We start from the raw sequence: 17,307 nt of genomic DNA, 5'->3' as shown, positions 1-17,307 counted from the left end.
TCTTAGCTAAAGAATTTGTGATAAAAACTTCTTTGTTCTTTCTTCTTTCGGTTCAGTAAAAAACATATCAGGAGTCGCTTCTTCAACTAAAGAACCACTATCCATAAGAATTACTCTATCTGCAACTTCCCTCGCAAATCCCACTTCGTGAGTCACTACTACCATTGTCATTCCCTCACTAGCAAGATTTTTCATCACATCTAAAACTTCTCGGACCATTTCTGGATCTAAAGCGGAAGTCGGTTCATCAAATAGCATGATTTTAGGTTGCATAGCTAACGCACGCGCTATGGCTACTCGTTGCTGTTGTCCACCAGATAACTGTCCTGGATATTTATTTGCTTGTGTTAAAATCCCTACTCTTTCTAAAAGTTGCATTGCTAATTCTTCAGCTTTAGCTTTTGGTAATTTCCGAACCCAAATTGGTGCTAAGGTGATATTTTTTAAAACGGTTAAATGGGGAAATAAATTAAATTGTTGAAATACCATTCCCGTTTCTTTACGAATTTTTTCGATATTTCGCAAATCACGGCTGAGAGTAATTCCATCAATACTGATATTTCCCTGTTGATATTCTTCTAAGGCGTTGAATGTACGGATAAAAGTTGATTTACCTGAACCAGAAGGCCCCATTAAAACAACAACTTCCCCCCGATTAATGGTTAAACTCACTCCTTGAAGAACGTGGAATTTACCATACCATTTGTGAACATCTTCAGCAATAATAATCGGTGTTTGTTCTTCCATGAATTTCAACCTCAACTTAATAAGTTTTTTTAAAATTACGAATTACGAATTACGAATTATTTAACTGTTTTTCTAGCCGTCGAGAAGCCAATGACATTGAGTAACAAAACACCCAATAAATTAAGCCAATAAATATATATACTTCAGCATATCTCCCCAAAAACTGCGGTTGTGCCAAAATAGAGCGAGCAATTCCTGTTAGTTCGACTAATCCCACTAAAGATAAAAGTGAAGTGTCTTTAAATAAGCCAATAAACTGTCCGACAATTGCGGGAATCACAGCACGCAAGGCTTGAGGTAAGATAATTAATATTAATACTAAAGGTGTATTAAATCCTAGTGCTTTTGCTGCTTCGGTTTGTCCTCTGGGTATTGATTGCAGTCCACCACGCACATTTTCAGCCATGTAAGCGGCACTAAATAGCACGAGTCCGGCTATTCCTCTGACTAAGCGATCTAAACGTAAATCTGTTGGTAAAAATAAGGGTAACATGACTTGAGCAATAAATAAAATTCCTATTAGTGGTAATCCTCTGACTATTTCAATATAGAGAATAGAAAACCAACGAATTATAAATAATTTACTTGTGCGTCCTAATGCTAATAAAACCCCAAGAGGAAAGGAGAGGACAATACTAATTACTGCCATTAATAGGGTCAACAGCAACCCGTTCCATAAGTTTGTTGATACAGATTGTAAGCCTAATCCTCCTCCTATCAGCCAGAGAATTAGAGGGAAAGATAATAACCATGTTGGTGCAAGGGCAGGGATAATAAATTTAGAAAATTTGCGTTTTATGATATTTTGCTTTTTAGTAAATACACTCCAGGTGATCCCGCTTAAAATTATAATGATTCCTAAAACTATCCAAATTCGCCAATATAAGCTTTGGGGAAATCTACCAACTAAAAATAAGGGTAAGTTAGCTTGAACAACTCGCCATTGTGCTTGAGTAATTACCCAAAATAGGAAGCTTTGAATTAGTCTAAATATGAAGACTGAACAGAAAATTGTTAATAAGCTGTTATACCAGTTACTAAATAAATTTTGGCGTAACCAAGTAAGTTGAGTCATTGGAAAAATTTGTTGTTTATCTTTCTTTGATTTGCACGGAACGATTTAACAAATTCATCATGAAGGAGATGATTAAGCTGAGGGTGAGATAGGTGAGCATAATTAATAACATCACTTCTACGGCTTTGCCGGTTTGGTTAAATGTGGTAGAAGCAACAAAATAAATATCGGGGTAGCCGATAGCGATCGCTAAACTAGAATTTTTTGTTAAATTCAAATACTGGCTGGTAAGGGGGGGAATGATCACCCGCAAGGCTTGGGGAATAACCACCAAACGCATGACTAAAACGGGTTTTAGTCCTAAAGACCGTCCTGCTTCCCATTGTCCCTTAGCTACTGATTGAATTCCACCCCTGACAATTTCAGCGATAAACGCACCTGTGTAAAACGTTAATCCCAGCAGCAAAGTTGAAAATTCTGGAGAAAAGCTAATTCCAGGAAGTTCTACCCCATTTTGACTGAGGTAAACTAACCCCCAGAATGAAAATTTATTTTCTGCTTTAGGAAAACCAAGGAAAACCGCAAAGTACCAAAATAGCAATTGCAGTAATAATGGGGTATTCCGAAAGATCTCTACGTAAACTAGACTGATATTTCTCACTAACCAATTATCAGATAAGCGAGCAATTCCCGCTGTTATGCCGACAATTGTTGTCAGCAAAATTCCCACCACTGCTACCCGCAAAGAGTTGATTAAACCTATCCATAAAGCACGGGTGTAGGTATCAGTTGGTTTATAACTAAGAGGAGTTTCGCCAATATCAAAAGATGCTTGTTGCTGAAGAAAATCAAAACCGAATTTAATACCTAATTGCTGTAAATTCCGGTTGAGATTCATCCCCAAAATAGCAACTATTGCGATCGCTAAAATTACAGCTACACATTGGGCTGCAATTTGCCAAAAGCGGTAATCACGCCATATCGGTGGTTTTGTATTAGTCATTGCTCACTGCCTCTTTCCCCCTGCTCCCTGCCCCCTGCCTCCAGTTACGATTACCGGAATGGGGGAGAATAGAGTAAACCGCCTTTTGTCCAGAGTTGATTTTGACCACGGGGGAGATTAAGCTTTGTTTGTGTACCCAGATTGCGATCGTAAATTTCACTATAGTTACCGACGTGTTTGACTATCTTCCCTGCAAAGTCATTTGTTAAGCCAAGTCCTTCACCCAAATTGCCTTCTGTTCCCAAAAAACGCTTGATTTCTGGATCATTACTGGTAGCAAATTGAGCTACATTCTGAGAATTAATCCCCAATTCATCAGCCTTAATGAGAGAATAAACCACCCATTTAACTACATCACTCCATTGAGTATCACCTTTAGCGACTGCTGGGGCGAGAGGTTCTGAGGAAAGTAACTCATCGAGAATTACATTATCTTCCGGTTTGGGTAAAGTCGTGCGTCGAGAAACCAAAGCCGAACGGTCAGCCGTCACACCATCACAGCGTCCTTCAGCATAAGTTGCAAAGGTAATATTAACGTCTTCAAAAACAACAGGTTTGTAGGTAACACCCCGTTTCCGCATTTGATCAGCTAAATTCTGTTCGGTAGTTGTACCAGTTTGAGCGCAAATCGCTTTGTTTTTCAAGTCTGCTAGGGTTTTGATCCCGCTATTTTTGCGAACCATAATCGCTTGACCATCGTAAAATACTACAGGTGCAAAATCCAACCCAACTGAAGTATCACGGCTGAATGTCCAGCTAGTATTGCGGCTGAGGACATCTATTTCCCCAGTTTGCAAGGCTGTAAATCTTTCTTTAGCATTCAGGTTGCGAAATTCTACCGCATCGGGATTATCAAACAAAGCAGCTGCCACAGCACGACAAATATCTACGTCAATACCGCTATATTTACCGTCAGTTCCCACAAAGCTAAATCCTGGTAATTCACCACTAACACCACAAATCAGCTTGCCACGGCTTTTAACTGTATTAGCAATATTCCGAGTTACCTGCGTTCCTGGATTATTGGCTGTATTGCCTGTTGTGCCTGAATCACCACCGCAAGCATTGAGGGCGAAAATTAAAAAAGGAGCGATCGCTAACATGAAAGCCGATTTACGCATAAATTTTCCAGATATTCAAGGTATTCAAGCTGAATGTATTGAGCAATAACGTATAAATTATTTTCATAATAGTACAAATAATCATTTTTATACTAGCAATACATAATAATATTTATTCACGACAATTTGGAATGCTTTACTATTGATATATGTCGCTAAAAATTTACATTTCAGAATCTTGAAAGCAAAACTTTGTCCAATTATTTATCAAACAGAATTGAGGATGAATTTTTTCCGACTGGCGGATGAATAATCGGGTTTAAGACCCACTACTGAATTGCATTCTGACTCCTGAATTCTGACTCCTGAATTCTTATTCTAAATTCTTTGATATCCAGATATCCTGTCAAGATATGAAGATAAAAACGAGGATTTTACTGTATTGAATAAAAATAATAAGCAAATAAAGTGATATATTTTAGCTATTGAGATTGGTTAATGCACAATTATTAATTAACCAATCTCAAACATGAGCTTACCAGAAATTCGGTACTCATTTTCACTTTTTTAGCTCTTTTTGTGGAATCGGCATAAATTCTACACTATCAAAAAAAAGAAGCTGCACCAATCTAAATCAAGACCCATAGCAGGTTACACTAGGTCTGGTAAACAGCCGCTCCACCGTTCCTTATGAGGCTTTTATGGGAGCTAATCTGAAACAGATAGCCAATTATTTAGACAATCTTGGCTGGGAATACCGTTGTGATGATGATGAAGACAGAATTATTACAGGTGTAGAAGCTGATAATTTAGAAGACTTTCTGATTGTTGTTCAGTTAGATGAGGAAGGAAAATTTTTCCGAGTCTTTGCGCCTCAAGTTCTAGCCGGAGTCAAAGAGCATCCTCACAAAGCATCTATTCTCCAGACAATGTTGGCCATTTCTTGGGAAACCAAAATGCTGCAATGGGAATATGATCCATCCGATGGCGAAATCCGCGCCATGATTGAGTTTCCCCTAGAAGACTCAATTCTGACAGAAAGACAATTTAACCGTTGTCTCAGTGGATTAATTCAGGTTGTGGATAATATCGCCTTACCCCGACTCCAACAGGTGATGGCAACCGGTGAAGATCCTGGTAATATAGAACTTGGAGAAAGACTGTTACTTAGTATTCAGGAAGAAGCCCCAGGATTACTTGATCTGCTGGAAAAGGCCATGGCAGCTCGAAAGAAGCGGGGCAGTTTTCCAAATGAGTGAGGCGGATAATCACTGAAAATAGCTATACTCCAAAGTGATACCCTCACTATAATACTGAAATTTTTAAGGTTGGATTTTTATGACATCCTATACAACTTCCTCTGCCAAAGCGGAAATGAGCGAACTCCGGCGGTTGAAAAGCTTACTACCACCAGAATTGCAAAGTTGGGTAACGGTTGAAGGCACAACTGAGGTCAATCCACCCCTGGTTCGTTGCGAAGAAATTGGGAAAGACCAGGTAGAAATTCAAATTGACTTGGTGAAATGGGATGCGCTCGCAATGGATCAGCGTAATCTGCTGTTCTGGCACGAAGTTGCTCGTGTTCAAAATGACACAATTCCCAAAGATGGTTGGGAAATGGCAGCATTGGCAATTGGTTTAGGTGGTGCTGTGGGTGAATTATGGGTACAGGATGGATTACTGCTAGTTCTAGCTTTAGCACTTTGTGGCGTATCCGGTTGGCGACTCTATCAAAAAAATAACGGGGATAAGCAAATTAAAGAAATACTCGATGCAGACGAGAAAGCGATCACACTAGCAACTCGCTTTGGATATAGTCTCCCCAACGCCTACAAGAGTTTAGGTAGCGCCTTAAAAACTTTAGTTGAAAACACTCCCAACAAGCGCCAGCGTTCTCGCTACGAAGCCAGACTTTCCGCCCTCAAACGCAGCGCCAACAAAGCCAAAGCCAAATCTAAAACCATGGATGAAGGCGGAATGTAAGTACCGAGTCCTGAGTCCTGAGTAAGAATTTTCTCTCCCTGCCCCCTGCCCTCTGCCCCCTGCCCCCTGTCACCTACATCTGCTTCAGCATTTTGTGAGTTTGGGGGATCACCCGTACTTGTTTAACAAACTGCTTCATCAAAGCTTGCCATTCTAAAATCTGGTCTGGTGAAGGTGCCAAAACTGGTACTTGACTGAATTGTTCCGAATCGGCCAAAGGTGTAACAGGTTGCAGAAATATAGGGATATCTTGATGTACTCCTCCGACTAACATCCCAGAACGTTTCAATTCGCCAGGATCTGTCCTTTGAGAGACAATTATCTTGACAAAAACCTCTAAATTTGCATCAAAGCAGAGTTGGAGAAATTTTTCGTGTTCTGTCCAATGAGTTTCGCCGCTAACACTGGGCAGTTTTAAATCCATACCCACAGAATCAAGATAGGGGAGAATCATGGCTAATTGCTCTGGCCTATGCCCTCCAGTTTCCAGGTATATGGGTAAATTGGTAAGCGATCGCACTTCCGGGAGAAATTGTTCTAAAAAAGGAGCATGAAGAAGTGGTTCGCCTCCCGTTAAGCTGATGCTATCGTGTAAAGAAGGCAAGTTTTGCCTTTCCACCCATTGGAGCAAAATGGGCAAGGGAACAGGATTAGAGTGCATTTCAAAGTCTCTTAATCCAGGTGAACGCTCTATCTTACATACAGAAGGGGCATCCCATGTCTGGGCGCTATCGCAGAAGTGACAACGCAAGTCACAAAGACCAAAGCGAATAAAAATCTGACGTGTCCCGACATTCAGTCCTTCCCCTTGAATAGCAGAGAAAACTTCAACCAGGCGTGCAGTAGGTTTGACTATAGTTTTAGCAATCATGAGATGATAGATAGCAGTGCGAAATCGCACCTAGTCGTCACAGCAGCAAGTATGTTTTTAGCTTCTTGTTCTATTGTGAACTCTAGCACGCGATTTCTAAGCTCTCCGCTAAAAACTAACCACTTGTCCTTAATCCTACTTTTTCAAAATTAGGTTAATTAATTTCCTAGGACAAAATTTATGTTTGGCAGATTAGATTTAAATGGCAACTAAAGTGCATAGCTTCATGAGTAGCCAACCCACAGAGGCAGATTTCCCAGTTACTTACCTTCAGGACACAGCAATCGTGCAAATGTCGATGCGTTTGAGCGTGCTTGAGGCTGTCAGCTTAAAGCAAACCTGCCGAAACTTAATGCAAGCTGATTCCCATCCCCAGCAAGTTGTCCTCGACTTCCAAAATACTATTTTTATGGATAGTAGCGGTTTAGGGGCTTTGGTAAGTAATTATAAATATGCCCAGGAACAAGGGATCTCATTCGTACTTCGTAATGTAACCCCCCAAGTGATGGCAGTGCTGAATCTGACAGGATTAGATCAGGTATTTTCTATTGAATCTGTGAACAGCAGCGAACCAATAGAATCTAGTCACCCTGGAGATAGTCGGAAAGAAGTTGTTCGGAAAGTAGATCCGCTACCTCAGACTCATCCTTCTGTCACCTCTTGGATGAAAAGACTGATTGACATAGTGGGATCATTGATAGGTTTAGTAATTACAGCAGTTTTATTCATTCCCATTGCGATCGCAATTCAAGTCAATGATCCCGGCCCCATTTTCTTCCGTCAAATCCGTTGCGGTTGGATGGGAAAGCGTTTTGATATCTGGAAATTCCGCTCAATGTGCGTGGATGCCGAAGCTAAGAAAGGTCAAGTCAAAAATCAAGTAGAAGGCGCTTTCTTTAAAAATGATAACGATCCCCGCATTACTCGCGTAGGTCGCTTTTTGCGCCGCACAAGTCTAGATGAATTACCACAATTCTGGAACGTCCTCAAAGGTGAAATGAGCTTAGTCGGCACCAGACCACCTACCCCAGATGAAGTAGAACGCTATGAAGTACCAGAATGGCAACGTTTTGATGTCAAACCAGGAATGACCGGCGAATGGCAAGTCAACGGACGCTCGACAGTACGCAGTTTTGAGGATGTCATTCGCCTGGATTTACAGTATCAAAAAAATTGGACTTTTGTTTACGATTTAAGGCTGATTTTCAAAACTATAGCCATATTGTTTAACAAAAACAGTGGGGCTGTTTAGCCAAACCCGCAAACTAAATTTTTTTTGATATGTAATCTACGGCTAAAACTACCAAATTTAATTTCTGAATTTACCCAAGCCCAAAGTGGTTCTGGGTAAATTTAGCTGTTATTGATGGAAAGAGGGAATTCTGACTCTTGAATTCTGCTGTAGTTGACAAAAAGTACACCAGAGCGAGAATATTAGGTATACAGCAAATACATTGTTGCAATAAAAAATTTTAAAGGTATTAATAACTACATTTTATCGGTTATAAAAGCTCAAAAAGACAAAGTTTCAATAAACTTCATGGAACAGTTGCATCAAAAACTGCATCTTCTTTAAGAAGCTGATATCAAAATTTACATAATCTTCAATGAAAACTTACTAGCAAACAATATGTATAAAGAGACAATAAAATTGTACAGGAGAACCTAATACTCCACAGTGACTTTAAAAACAAATACTGAATTGTCGTTCAACAAAAAACCAGGAAACTCCGACTAATTTGTTATGCGGATTTTAATTTACTCCTACAATTACCACCCAGAGCCTATTGGCATAGCCCCGCTAATGACTGAATTAGCAGAGGGACTGGTCAAACGTGGACATCAAGTACGCGTAGTTACAGCTATGCCCAATTACCCGGAACGTCAAATTTATCCAGACTATCGGGGTAAATTGTATTTAAACGAACAAAAGGAAGGAGTTGATATCCAACGTAGTTATGTTTGGATTCGTCCCCAACCAAACCTGTTAGATCGAGTGATGCTAGATGCTAGTTTTGTGATTACCAGTTTTTTTCCGGCTATCACGGGTTGGCGACCAGATGTAATTATTACTACATCACCATCTTTGCCAGTGTGCGTACCTGCTGCACTTTTAGGATGGTTACGCGGTTGTCCTGTGATCTTAAATTTACAAGATATATTACCTGACGCAGCTATCCACGTCGGTCTGCTGAAAAACAAATGGCTGATTAAAATATTTACAGCATTAGAAAAATTCGCCTATTCATCCGCCAGTAAAATTAGTGTAATTGCTGATGGGTTTGTAGAAAACTTGCTTTCTAAGGATATAGCAGCCGAAAAAATAGTCCAAATTCCTAATTGGGTTGATGTCAACTTCATCCGTCCATTACCACGAGAAGATAACCCTTTCCGTGCTACACATAACCTGAATGGTAAATTTGTGGCTTTATATTCTGGCAACATTGCCTTAACGCAAGGCTTAGAGACAGTTATTAAAGCTGCTGCAAAACTACGTGATATTCCAGAAATTGCTTTCGTGGTTGTCGGTGAGGCCAAAGGCTTGCAGCGATTGCAACAGCAGTGTCTCGACTGGGGCGCAGATAACGTTTTGTTATTACCGTTTCAGGACCGAAAAGATCTGCCGCAAATGTTGGCAGCAGCAGATGTGGGTTTGGTAGTACAGAAAAAAAACGTGATTTCCTTCAATATGCCATCAAAAATCCAAGTTCTACTTGCCAGTGGCAGAGCCTTAGTGGGATCTGTACCAGAAAATGGTACAGCAGCGAGAGCAATTAAACAAAGCGGTGGTGGAGTGATTGTACCTCCAGAAGATGCCCAAGCTCTAGCAACGGCAATTTTAGACTTGTACCAAACTCCGGAAAAGGTAAAAACCCTTGGTTACAACAGTCGTCAATACGCTATTGAGCAATATTCCTTTGAGCAAGCTTTAAATCAGTACGAAACATTATGTTACTCATTAACAGCAGATACCAAAGCAATTCAGCCCATAGTTGTGACTAAACCAGAAATTTAATAGATAGTAAGAGTATGAATGCGTTGATTTCAGGATAAGTAAGTTTATATAGATGGAACTCAGCAATTTATGTTTTGCCTAAATCCAGCGTGCTGCTAATTGTTAAGCAAGCCCCATAAACACCTATTTTTTTGTTAGTATTCAAAAAAACCTATTTACACAATTGCAAGTTTGTTGTAAGTACATCAGACTAATTGTTACAAAAGGAAAAAAGCACCTGAGGTTTAATGACTGATTATTTCCAAGGAAATTTCCCCCTACAATCTGTTCCACTGACAAAGAATACTGTGAACAGATCAATGGCTCAAACTGATGATGGCAGTGGCAAATTAGCTATAACCATCGCCGAAGCTGGGTCAGAACGCAAAGCTGGCGAGATCTTACTGCTTAGGGTAGCAGAGGTTTCTTACCTGTCTGACTATTTTGTGATGATGACTGGTTATTCTAGGGTACAAGTCAGAGCGATCGCAGCCGCAATTGAAGCCAAAGTTGAAAGCGAGTTGCAACGTCGTCCCCTAAGAACAGAAGGAAAGGCTGAGGGAAGTTGGGTGCTACAAGACTATGGTGATGTGATTGTTCACATCATGATGCCAAAAGAACGGGAGTTTTATAATTTAGAAGCGTTCTGGGTTCATGCCGAACGCATTTCGCTACCAAACTCCGATGATGGTGAGGATCAGCCCAGATGATGAAATCCTCGGTTTCTAATTGCCCAGTTCCTACAGAACAACAACCGCTCAATGAGTACGAAGAGTTAAAAAATGCGTGGCTGTTTCGTGATAGCGCTGCAAAGTGGCGCGATTACACCAGCAAAATTTTTTGGATTTGGAGTTGGTCGTGGCTATTGGCAGGGCCTGTAGCTGCGGCCAGCTTTCCTCCACAAAAGAATATGGTTTATTTTGTGCTTTGTGGAGCAGCCACAGCAAGCGTTGGGGTGGTGATGGTATTGGTGCGGTTGTACTTGGGTTGGTTCTATGTGCGCGATCGCCTTTACAGTCCCACAGTATTCTATGAAGAATCTGGTTGGTACGACGGACAAACCTGGACAAAACCCCAGGAAGTCATCACACGCGATCGCTTGATTGTCTCCTACGAAATTAAACCCATTCTCCAACGCTTACAAATTACCTTTGCAGCCTTGGCTTTAATGTATCTTATTGGTACTATAGTTTGGCATTTGTTATAAATTAGTCATTAGTCATTAGTCATTAGTCATTAGGAACTCTTAACAGCGAATAGGGGAGAATAGACTACTGTCTATTGCCTATTGCCTTTTCCCTCTGACAATTGACAACTGACAACCTACAAAATAGATATAAACCCATGACAATGGGAAAACGAACACAGTCCGCAGCGCTGGAAGTCCGGTTGTTGCGGGAAGGTATTATCGAATCTCGGCATATAGTCCAGGCTGTAGTCAGCGACGAACGGGGACGAGTTCTGTCGGTCGCTGGCAACGCCGAAACCGCTGCATTTGTCCGTTCAGCACTCAAGCCATTTCAAGCCTTGGCTGTCGCCAGCACAGGAACACTAGAGCGGTACGATTTGAGCGATCGTGATTTAGCCATCATCACCAGTTCCCACAAAGGCAGCTTAGAGCAGGTGAGACAGGTATTTAACATTATTTGGCGGGCTGATCTTGACCCATCTGCCCTCCAATGCCCAACTCCTAAAGACAAACGCAGTCCTCTAGAATACAACTGCTCCGGTAAACACGCCGGAATGTTAGCCGTCTGTCAGCAACGCCATTGGCCTTTAAACAACTACTTGGATCGTAAACACCCAGTCCAGCAGTTAATTATCACCAAAGTAGCAGAATTGCTGCGAATGCCAGCAGAAGAATTTCTCACTGCCCATGATGACTGTGGCGCACCCACATATTTGATGCAACTCAGTCAAATGGCTTCTCTATATGCGGTGCTTGCCTCTAGCAATAGCTTGGATATGGAGCGAGTCGTCCGCGCCATGAACCATCACCCCACTATGGTGGCTGGAGATGGGGAATTTGACACGGAATTGATGCGCCTAGCTCCCAGTGAACTGGTCAGCAAAGCTGGTGCAGAAGGTGTGCAGTGCATCGGCCGACTTGGTGAAGGCATGGGATTGGCAATTAAAGTCATGGATGGTGCAAAACGGGCAAAATATGCCGTAGCCATTCACCTGCTGCAACAAATGGGCTGGATTACTCCCAGCGTTGCCCAGAGCCTATCTGAGAAGTTTATGAACCTCGGAAAATACAAGCGTTTGGAAGTAATTGGAGAATTATCGCTTTTGTAGTTGACAAACTTTTGACTTCGCGCTATATTAAGGAAGTCGAGAGACAAAAGCAACGCGGGATAGAGCAGCCTGGTAGCTCGTCGGGCTCATAACCCGAAGGTCAGTGGTTCAAATCCACTTCCCGCCACCAATTTGAAAAACAAAACCCTTTAATCTTAAGTGATTGTGGGGTTTTGTTTTATTGAAGTTCTTTTTCAATCAAGTCAATTAATTCTAGGATATTCCGACATTGACTTGGTTCTACATTCGATTCTTGAGCGATGTGGACGTGGTGCGGAAAATTCGGTAAATTGGGAAAATGCCTGACACTATCCCAACGCTTTCTCAATTTTTCCTTAGTTTTATCCATCCATTGATAACGATAATCAAGAGTAACACAATCCTCATCTGTGATAGTAAAAGATTCAGCAAGTTCTAGAAAGTCACCGTTATTTAAAGTCAATCTTGCTCGGAAGTAACCTCGATTTAGTAAAATTCTTTCATCAACTATCACAATTTCCTTAACTGCGGAACTTGTATCCAGTTTTGTTTTAACCCTAATAATATAATCTTGGAGTTCCATTGGAAAATTAACTCTCTGTGGGTGTTAATTTTTGTTGTGCATTATTCCACATTTCATAGAAGACACTCCACTCAAAAAAGTCTATTCCATCTCCTAATTTACCTGATTTAAATTGCTGGTAAAAACTGCTTGATGACATCTGATATTGTTTTTCAAATTGTTTTAAACGATTTTCTAAATCTAAGATATTTTGTTTGCTTGATTGGTTAACTGTCGGAGATGTTACTAAGTTTGTAATTTTTAATTCTAATAGTTTTCTTTCTTCTTCAGATAAAGATAAAATAATTTGGGCTATAGATTCAACCAATTTTGTATTCATATCTATTTCCTGAAATTTTACTAGTTTGGCATTATTTCACAATTCTAGCCATTGTTCCAATCTTCACCACCGGGTAATTGTGCAAGATGATTATCTATAATGTCTGGTAATTCTCTATTTGGATAATTATATGTCATTGCTAATAACTCAGTTGCATTTAATATTAATTGCGGTTTATTTAACATTTGCGAAAGTTGTTTTCTTTTTAAAGTACCATTCAAAATCTCTAAACTTGCATCTCCTATTGCTAGTGTAACTTCATCTTCTAGATAAATTTGCCATTCATCTTGATTGATGTAATAGGATTTTTTATTATCTTTCAGGTTGAGTTTTTTGATTTCTATCAATGAATTACGAATAGACGCAATCCAAGAATTTGTTAATCTTTGCTCAATTTGATTTTTAATCAAATGAATCAGCAGAATCTTCAAAAAAGCCTGAATATTACGTATAATTGCTTGCTTACTCATTCCCTCTAATTCATCCACAATTGCTAAAGCATCTGTGTAACGTCCTTCTGTAATGCTATTTCTGAGGTCGATTAATTCTTGTGTCATCTGTATTAACCTCAAACTATAAATAAGTGAATATTTATTCAACCAGTGCATAATTGTATTTTATAATTAAATCTGTTTACCTGTGGCACTCGAAAAAGCAGGTTTTGATCTATTCTGAAAGATAAAGCTATCCAAGCGCGGAGAATCAGAATTGTGAAGTTACATAAACCAATATTGGTGGGAGGACTGGGATTGTCCTTTTCCCTGTGGATGTTAGACACTTGGCATGATTCAATAGTCCAGGTGGGAGAATTCGGACTCCTGAGTGCTTTAGCGGTGGGTGGGGGTTTGTGGTTATTGCAGAAAAATCGCCCCGGTGAGCAGCTAAATGATATGGTTGTAGATAGGGCATCTGTGGAAAAAGCGATCGCTCAAACAGAAGCAGTCATCAACCAACTTGCACAAGAAGCAGTCAATCATCCCGCTTTAGAAAGCCTACGCCAACAACTTGCTAAGTTACCCTTAGAGTTAGATAGACGAGAAATTCAAATTGCTGTTACTGGTGGGAAGTCAGTAGGTAAAAGTACAATTATTCAAATTCTCAAGACTTTAGATACAAACTCGTTACATTTTTCAGAAACAGCACCTTTGTTTACAGAGTTGGGTGAAAATTCCAATGTAGCTATTTTGTCACAAGTGCAAAAATCTGATTTTGTTTTATTCCTGACAAACGGTGATTTGACAGACTCAGAATTTCAAGTTTTGCAACAACTAAAAGCAGCAAAACAGCCGACATTGCTGGTTTTTAACAAACAAGACCAGTATATGCCAGATGAACGTGCGACAGTGTTGCAGTCATTGAAACAGCGAATGCAGGGAAATGTGGTAGCAACAGCAGTAAATCCCGTTTCTGTGAAAGTGCGGAAACATGAAGCTGATGGTACTGTACAAGAATGGATGGAACAACCAGCACCAGACATTCAACAGTTAACGCAGCAGTTAACCGAAATATTAGCGCAGCAAGGACAGCAGCTAGTTTGTACAACGACTCTGCGGAAAGTGCTGCTATTGAAAGCTGAGGCGAAAGATTGTTTAAATGGGGTGAGGTGCGATCGCTCTACACCCATCATAGAACAAAATCAGTGGATAGCTGCCGCTGCTGCCTTTGCAAACCCAATTCCTGCTTTAGATATATTAGCAACTGCGGCTATTAACGCCCAAATGGTCATGGATTTGGGTAATATTTATCAACAAAAAATTTCCTTAGAACAAGCGCAACAAGTAGCGGGAACTATGGGAAGCTTAATGTTGAAATTAGGTTTAGTAGAATTATCTACAAGGGCTGTTACTGGTATTCTCAAAACTAACGCTGTTACTTTCGTTGCTGGAGGAATGGTGGAAGGAGTTAGTGCTGCTTATTTAACCAGAGTTGCTGGTTTAAGTTTAGTTGAGTATTTTGAACAGCAAGAAATAGCATTAGAAACAGGAAATGGTTTAAACCTGGAAAAATTGCGCCAAGTTTTACAAACAGTATTCCAGCAGAATCAAAAGATGGCTGTTTTGGAAGCTTTTGTTAAGCAAAGTGTGAAACGTTTGTTACCGGAAGCGAAACCAGTTGAAGTTGTCGGATAATTTCGTACCAAATCAAGAATTTGAAACCCGCTTTCACTGGAGTTATTCCCAAATCAAAAGCGGGTTTTATTTTTGAAATTGGACAAATTTACGGCAATTTTGAACAGATTCATAGTGGTGTAGCAGTTATTCTCATAACATCTCTGATTTTCTTAGATGTTTACACTATTTGCGAACCTATGACACCTCAAGAATTTTTGGAAAATTTGGCTACAGCCGCAACAGATCCAGAAAAAATCATCGTTTTTGCACGATACTTAGATACAACTGCATTAGACCATGCTACAACTCCAAGATGGAGAAGTATTCCTCACAGTACAGAGATTCAATTCGCACTCAATAATATTGCTTTTCATTTAGAAGCACTTGCTGAAAAAGGCAATTAATGAAGACAATACTCGATAGGTTGTCTTCAGAGATACCTATCAAGTAATAATATTTTTTGGGATTAATTCGCACAAATATCTATTATTTTGATTTCCATCTAAGCGAGATACAGGAATAAAGAATTAACCGCAGATAGAAGAGGATAAACGCAGATAATTTTGTACCTCCATAGCCTTAGAAAGGCTATTATCAAGTTATAAAATAATTAGTTTAATTGGCGATGAACTGCAAATAGACAATCATTATATTGCTTGTCAACTTCAAGATTTGTAAACGCCCATGCGGCTTTGTATGGTTTTTGATATTCTCCTAAAATATTGATACGATGACAAACATTAGGAATTTTAGTCAAATATCTGGGTTCTAAAGGTACATCACAAGCAAATATACCCTTAACTCTGTGTGTCGTACCTGTTATCCCTAAGCTATAATTAATCATAATTGCTACATAGTATCTATCCTCTGACGTATGGAGAACTTGAACTAAGTCATCATGAGTAATACCAAGTAAATGATCAGGTAATTTCTTGATATTTTGTCAATGCTGCGCGTTTGCGGAAGAAATATTTAATCTCGACAAAGAAATTACTGATCCAGTATATTATATATAGCGATTTTAAGACAAATCCAGTGAATATTCTCTGTAGATTAAACATTTTTTCCACCTTACTAGTTAGGATTCAGATTATTCAATACTCTAATTAAACGGTATTTCTAAGATCCTATGCAACCTAAGCATCCTTGGCTACAAAAATGTATACAAAAGCTAGAAGAATTACCCCAGATAGAGACAACAACAACTATAGAACCTTTTTTAGAAAATACTTTAGCAGATGGACTGTTAACTATTTATACGCCTCATAACAAACTCAAATATGTAGTTGAAATTAAATCTCCTGTAACTTTAGATACGCTCGATTCAACCATTAATTATCTTAACCATCTCAACCAACAACTTAGCAATGGTCAAAGAACACTGCTCGTTACAGATGTACTTTCTGATGCAGTTGTGAATGAATTACTTGAAATAAATCTTGAATTTATTGATACGACTGGGAATATTTACCTCAACAATTCATCACTATATATTTTAGTTAGAAGTAGTTCAACACAAAGCAAAAAAATACTATCTGCTCCTAATATTACTACCAGCACTCTAAAAGTTGCTTATGCTCTACTTCAAGATCCAAGTATTTTACAATATCATAATTTTGATTATGATTTAGAGCAGATTGTAAATGTTGCAGGTATTGATTCTACGATTGTGAAACCCAGTGTTTTGAAAAAAATAGCAAACGCTGCAAGTGTTGACTATCAAACTGTAAAAGGCAGTCTAGAAACTTTGTATCAACTGAATTATTTACAACGTCAACGAAGTGGAACATATCGGATTGAAAATTATACAAAACTCTTTGAAAGATGGGAAATGGGGTATATAGAAAATTTGCGTCCAGAACTTTTGATAGGTACATTTAGTCGCAGAGAAAATATAAATATAGATTTAAACGATATATCGAAAGAAATAATAAAACTAGCCCAAATTAAACAACTTACAATTGGAGGAAAAGTATTAGATCCAATTACAATTGGAGGAGAAGTATTAGATTTAATTACAATTGGAGGAGAATTAGGTGCTGCAATGGTCACAGGTTATTTACAACCAATCAGAATGACTATTCATATTCCTGAAGAATGTAATTATCGTGTGATCACAACTATGTTGCATCTTAACCCAGATCCCAAGGGTAATATTATCATCTTGAAGCAATTTGGTAATAAAAATCAGCCTAAATATTCGTTATATGAATATGTAGCAGATCCTTTACTTATTCATGCAGAATTGTCTTTAAACCCAGATACAAGACTTAAAGAAACAGCTAAACGTCTGTACGAAAAATATATTATTACAAGACAAGAAATTGCAGAAATAGTATAAA

At 39.2% G+C, this 17,307-nt stretch carries 19 protein-coding genes and 1 tRNA gene; 11 read left to right on the top strand and 9 right to left on the bottom strand.

The annotated features are described in order from the left end of the window. Nucleotides 1-6: 6 nt before the first annotated feature. The 4 genes from ACOWPH_RS14290 to ACOWPH_RS14275 are packed head-to-tail and all read right to left on the bottom strand — an operon-like array spanning nucleotide 7 to nucleotide 3,886. Nucleotides 7-747: an amino acid ABC transporter ATP-binding protein gene (locus ACOWPH_RS14290; RefSeq protein ID WP_015216043.1), complete on the bottom strand. Its 741-nt coding sequence runs from the start codon at nucleotides 745-747 to the stop codon at nucleotides 7-9. Between the two features lie 49 nt (nucleotides 748-796). Further along, nucleotides 797-1,822, bottom strand: a complete 1,026-nt coding sequence (locus ACOWPH_RS14285) for an amino acid ABC transporter permease (RefSeq protein ID WP_015216042.1) — start codon at nucleotides 1,820-1,822, stop codon at nucleotides 797-799. Between the two features lie 16 nt (nucleotides 1,823-1,838). Further along, a complete protein-coding gene (locus ACOWPH_RS14280) occupies nucleotides 1,839-2,765 on the bottom strand; it encodes an amino acid ABC transporter permease (RefSeq protein WP_015216041.1) in 927 nt (308 codons plus the stop codon). 50 nt (nucleotides 2,766-2,815) lie between these two features. Beyond that, on the bottom strand, nucleotides 2,816-3,886 hold the full coding sequence (locus tag ACOWPH_RS14275; RefSeq protein WP_015216040.1) for an amino acid ABC transporter substrate-binding protein: 1,071 nt from the start codon (nucleotides 3,884-3,886) through the stop codon (nucleotides 2,816-2,818). A gap of 641 nt (nucleotides 3,887-4,527) precedes the next feature. On the opposite strand from ACOWPH_RS14275, the gene ACOWPH_RS14270 reads away from it, so the two are divergent. Both ACOWPH_RS14270 and ACOWPH_RS14265 read left to right on the top strand, forming a co-directional pair. After that, nucleotides 4,528-5,085, top strand: coding sequence for a hypothetical protein (locus ACOWPH_RS14270; protein ID WP_015216039.1), 558 nt, complete (start codon nucleotides 4,528-4,530; stop codon nucleotides 5,083-5,085). A gap of 79 nt (nucleotides 5,086-5,164) precedes the next feature. Continuing rightward, nucleotides 5,165-5,809 (top strand): DUF3318 domain-containing protein, encoded by a 645-nt coding sequence (locus ACOWPH_RS14265; protein ID WP_015216038.1) that lies wholly within the window; start codon nucleotides 5,165-5,167, stop codon nucleotides 5,807-5,809. 73 nt (nucleotides 5,810-5,882) lie between these two features. Here ACOWPH_RS14265 and ACOWPH_RS14260 read toward each other — a convergent pair whose 3' ends face one another. Continuing rightward, the gene (locus ACOWPH_RS14260) at nucleotides 5,883-6,680 is read right to left on the bottom strand and encodes a 7-carboxy-7-deazaguanine synthase QueE (protein WP_015216037.1); all 798 of its coding nucleotides are present in this window, start codon (nucleotides 6,678-6,680) and stop codon (nucleotides 5,883-5,885) included. Between the two features lie 202 nt (nucleotides 6,681-6,882). Here ACOWPH_RS14260 and ACOWPH_RS14255 point away from each other — a divergent pair, with 202 nt between their 5' ends. From ACOWPH_RS14255 to ACOWPH_RS14230, 6 genes are all read left to right on the top strand, one after another. Next, nucleotides 6,883-7,932 (top strand): anti-sigma factor antagonist, encoded by a 1,050-nt coding sequence (locus tag ACOWPH_RS14255; RefSeq protein WP_015216036.1) that lies wholly within the window; start codon nucleotides 6,883-6,885, stop codon nucleotides 7,930-7,932. 492 nt (nucleotides 7,933-8,424) lie between these two features. Then, on the top strand, nucleotides 8,425-9,696 hold the full coding sequence (locus tag ACOWPH_RS14250; protein WP_015216035.1) for a glycosyltransferase family 4 protein: 1,272 nt from the start codon (nucleotides 8,425-8,427) through the stop codon (nucleotides 9,694-9,696). Between the two features lie 227 nt (nucleotides 9,697-9,923). Then, the gene (gene rsfS / locus ACOWPH_RS14245) at nucleotides 9,924-10,385 is read left to right on the top strand and encodes a ribosome silencing factor (protein WP_015216034.1); all 462 of its coding nucleotides are present in this window, start codon (nucleotides 9,924-9,926) and stop codon (nucleotides 10,383-10,385) included. Beyond that, nucleotides 10,382-10,882 (top strand): CGLD27 family protein, encoded by a 501-nt coding sequence (locus tag ACOWPH_RS14240; protein ID WP_015216033.1) that lies wholly within the window; start codon nucleotides 10,382-10,384, stop codon nucleotides 10,880-10,882. The genes rsfS and ACOWPH_RS14240 overlap by 4 nt, the downstream gene beginning before the upstream one ends. 137 nt (nucleotides 10,883-11,019) lie before the next feature. Beyond that, on the top strand, nucleotides 11,020-11,973 hold the full coding sequence (locus ACOWPH_RS14235; RefSeq protein WP_015216032.1) for an asparaginase: 954 nt from the start codon (nucleotides 11,020-11,022) through the stop codon (nucleotides 11,971-11,973). Between the two features lie 53 nt (nucleotides 11,974-12,026). Beyond that, nucleotides 12,027-12,103 (top strand) — tRNA-Met (locus tag ACOWPH_RS14230). A 48-nt stretch (nucleotides 12,104-12,151) separates the two neighbouring features. Here the strand turns inward: ACOWPH_RS14230 and ACOWPH_RS14225 are convergent. The 3 genes from ACOWPH_RS14225 to ACOWPH_RS14215 are packed head-to-tail and all read right to left on the bottom strand — an operon-like array spanning nucleotide 12,152 to nucleotide 13,411. Continuing rightward, nucleotides 12,152-12,535, bottom strand: a complete 384-nt coding sequence (locus ACOWPH_RS14225; RefSeq protein ID WP_015216031.1) for a toxin-antitoxin system TumE family protein — start codon at nucleotides 12,533-12,535, stop codon at nucleotides 12,152-12,154. A gap of 7 nt (nucleotides 12,536-12,542) precedes the next feature. Then, nucleotides 12,543-12,854 (bottom strand): hypothetical protein, encoded by a 312-nt coding sequence (locus tag ACOWPH_RS14220; protein WP_015216030.1) that lies wholly within the window; start codon nucleotides 12,852-12,854, stop codon nucleotides 12,543-12,545. A 44-nt stretch (nucleotides 12,855-12,898) separates the two neighbouring features. Further along, on the bottom strand, nucleotides 12,899-13,411 hold the full coding sequence (locus tag ACOWPH_RS14215; protein ID WP_015216029.1) for a DUF29 family protein: 513 nt from the start codon (nucleotides 13,409-13,411) through the stop codon (nucleotides 12,899-12,901). Between the two features lie 153 nt (nucleotides 13,412-13,564). Here ACOWPH_RS14215 and ACOWPH_RS14210 point away from each other — a divergent pair, with 153 nt between their 5' ends. Together ACOWPH_RS14210 and ACOWPH_RS14205 are read left to right on the top strand one after the other, a co-directional pair. Next, nucleotides 13,565-14,983, top strand: coding sequence for a YcjF family protein (locus ACOWPH_RS14210; RefSeq protein WP_015216028.1), 1,419 nt, complete (start codon nucleotides 13,565-13,567; stop codon nucleotides 14,981-14,983). A 20-nt stretch (nucleotides 14,984-15,003) separates the two neighbouring features. After that, nucleotides 15,004-15,369 carry a hypothetical protein gene (locus tag ACOWPH_RS14205; RefSeq protein ID WP_015216027.1) on the top strand — a complete coding sequence of 122 codons (366 nt, stop codon included), beginning with the start codon at nucleotides 15,004-15,006 and terminating at the stop codon, nucleotides 15,367-15,369. Nucleotides 15,370-15,575: 206 nt separating this feature from the next. On the opposite strand, the gene ACOWPH_RS14200 is transcribed toward ACOWPH_RS14205, so the two are convergent. After that, nucleotides 15,576-15,809: a hypothetical protein gene (locus tag ACOWPH_RS14200; RefSeq protein WP_015216026.1), complete on the bottom strand. Its 234-nt coding sequence runs from the start codon at nucleotides 15,807-15,809 to the stop codon at nucleotides 15,576-15,578. Between the two features lie 285 nt (nucleotides 15,810-16,094). Here ACOWPH_RS14200 and ACOWPH_RS14195 point away from each other — a divergent pair, with 285 nt between their 5' ends. Continuing rightward, nucleotides 16,095-17,306, top strand: coding sequence for a type IV toxin-antitoxin system AbiEi family antitoxin (locus ACOWPH_RS14195; RefSeq protein WP_015216025.1), 1,212 nt, complete (start codon nucleotides 16,095-16,097; stop codon nucleotides 17,304-17,306). Nucleotide 17,307: the final 1 nt, after the last annotated feature.

Source organism: Anabaena sp. PCC 7938, assembly GCF_049315035.1.
GTDB classification, from domain to species: domain Bacteria; phylum Cyanobacteriota; class Cyanobacteriia; order Cyanobacteriales; family Nostocaceae; genus Anabaena; species Anabaena cylindrica.
The sequence above is the reverse complement of the archived record's forward strand: the minus strand, read 5'-3'. Positions and strand labels throughout refer to the sequence as shown.

Coding starts and splice junctions, on each gene's coding strand:
- ACOWPH_RS14255 (WP_015216036.1), top strand. CDS start 6,883: ATGGCAACTAAAGTGCATAGCTTCATGAGTAGCCAACCCACAGAGGCA.
- ACOWPH_RS14200 (WP_015216026.1), bottom strand. CDS start 15,809: ATGATTAATTATAGCTTAGGGATAACAGGTACGACACACAGAGTTAAG.
- ACOWPH_RS14275 (WP_015216040.1), bottom strand. CDS start 3,886: ATGCGTAAATCGGCTTTCATGTTAGCGATCGCTCCTTTTTTAATTTTC.
- ACOWPH_RS14215 (WP_015216029.1), bottom strand. CDS start 13,411: ATGACACAAGAATTAATCGACCTCAGAAATAGCATTACAGAAGGACGT.
- ACOWPH_RS14285 (WP_015216042.1), bottom strand. CDS start 1,822: ATGACTCAACTTACTTGGTTACGCCAAAATTTATTTAGTAACTGGTAT.
- ACOWPH_RS14240 (WP_015216033.1), top strand. CDS start 10,382: ATGATGAAATCCTCGGTTTCTAATTGCCCAGTTCCTACAGAACAACAA.
- ACOWPH_RS14195 (WP_015216025.1), top strand. CDS start 16,095: ATGCAACCTAAGCATCCTTGGCTACAAAAATGTATACAAAAGCTAGAA.
- ACOWPH_RS14260 (WP_015216037.1), bottom strand. CDS start 6,680: ATGATTGCTAAAACTATAGTCAAACCTACTGCACGCCTGGTTGAAGTT.
- ACOWPH_RS14270 (WP_015216039.1), top strand. CDS start 4,528: ATGGGAGCTAATCTGAAACAGATAGCCAATTATTTAGACAATCTTGGC.
- ACOWPH_RS14290 (WP_015216043.1), bottom strand. CDS start 747: ATGGAAGAACAAACACCGATTATTATTGCTGAAGATGTTCACAAATGG.
- rsfS (WP_015216034.1), top strand. CDS start 9,924: ATGACTGATTATTTCCAAGGAAATTTCCCCCTACAATCTGTTCCACTG.
- ACOWPH_RS14220 (WP_015216030.1), bottom strand. CDS start 12,854: ATGAATACAAAATTGGTTGAATCTATAGCCCAAATTATTTTATCTTTA.
- ACOWPH_RS14280 (WP_015216041.1), bottom strand. CDS start 2,765: ATGACTAATACAAAACCACCGATATGGCGTGATTACCGCTTTTGGCAA.
- ACOWPH_RS14235 (WP_015216032.1), top strand. CDS start 11,020: ATGACAATGGGAAAACGAACACAGTCCGCAGCGCTGGAAGTCCGGTTG.
- ACOWPH_RS14250 (WP_015216035.1), top strand. CDS start 8,425: ATGCGGATTTTAATTTACTCCTACAATTACCACCCAGAGCCTATTGGC.
- ACOWPH_RS14225 (WP_015216031.1), bottom strand. CDS start 12,535: ATGGAACTCCAAGATTATATTATTAGGGTTAAAACAAAACTGGATACA.
- ACOWPH_RS14265 (WP_015216038.1), top strand. CDS start 5,165: ATGACATCCTATACAACTTCCTCTGCCAAAGCGGAAATGAGCGAACTC.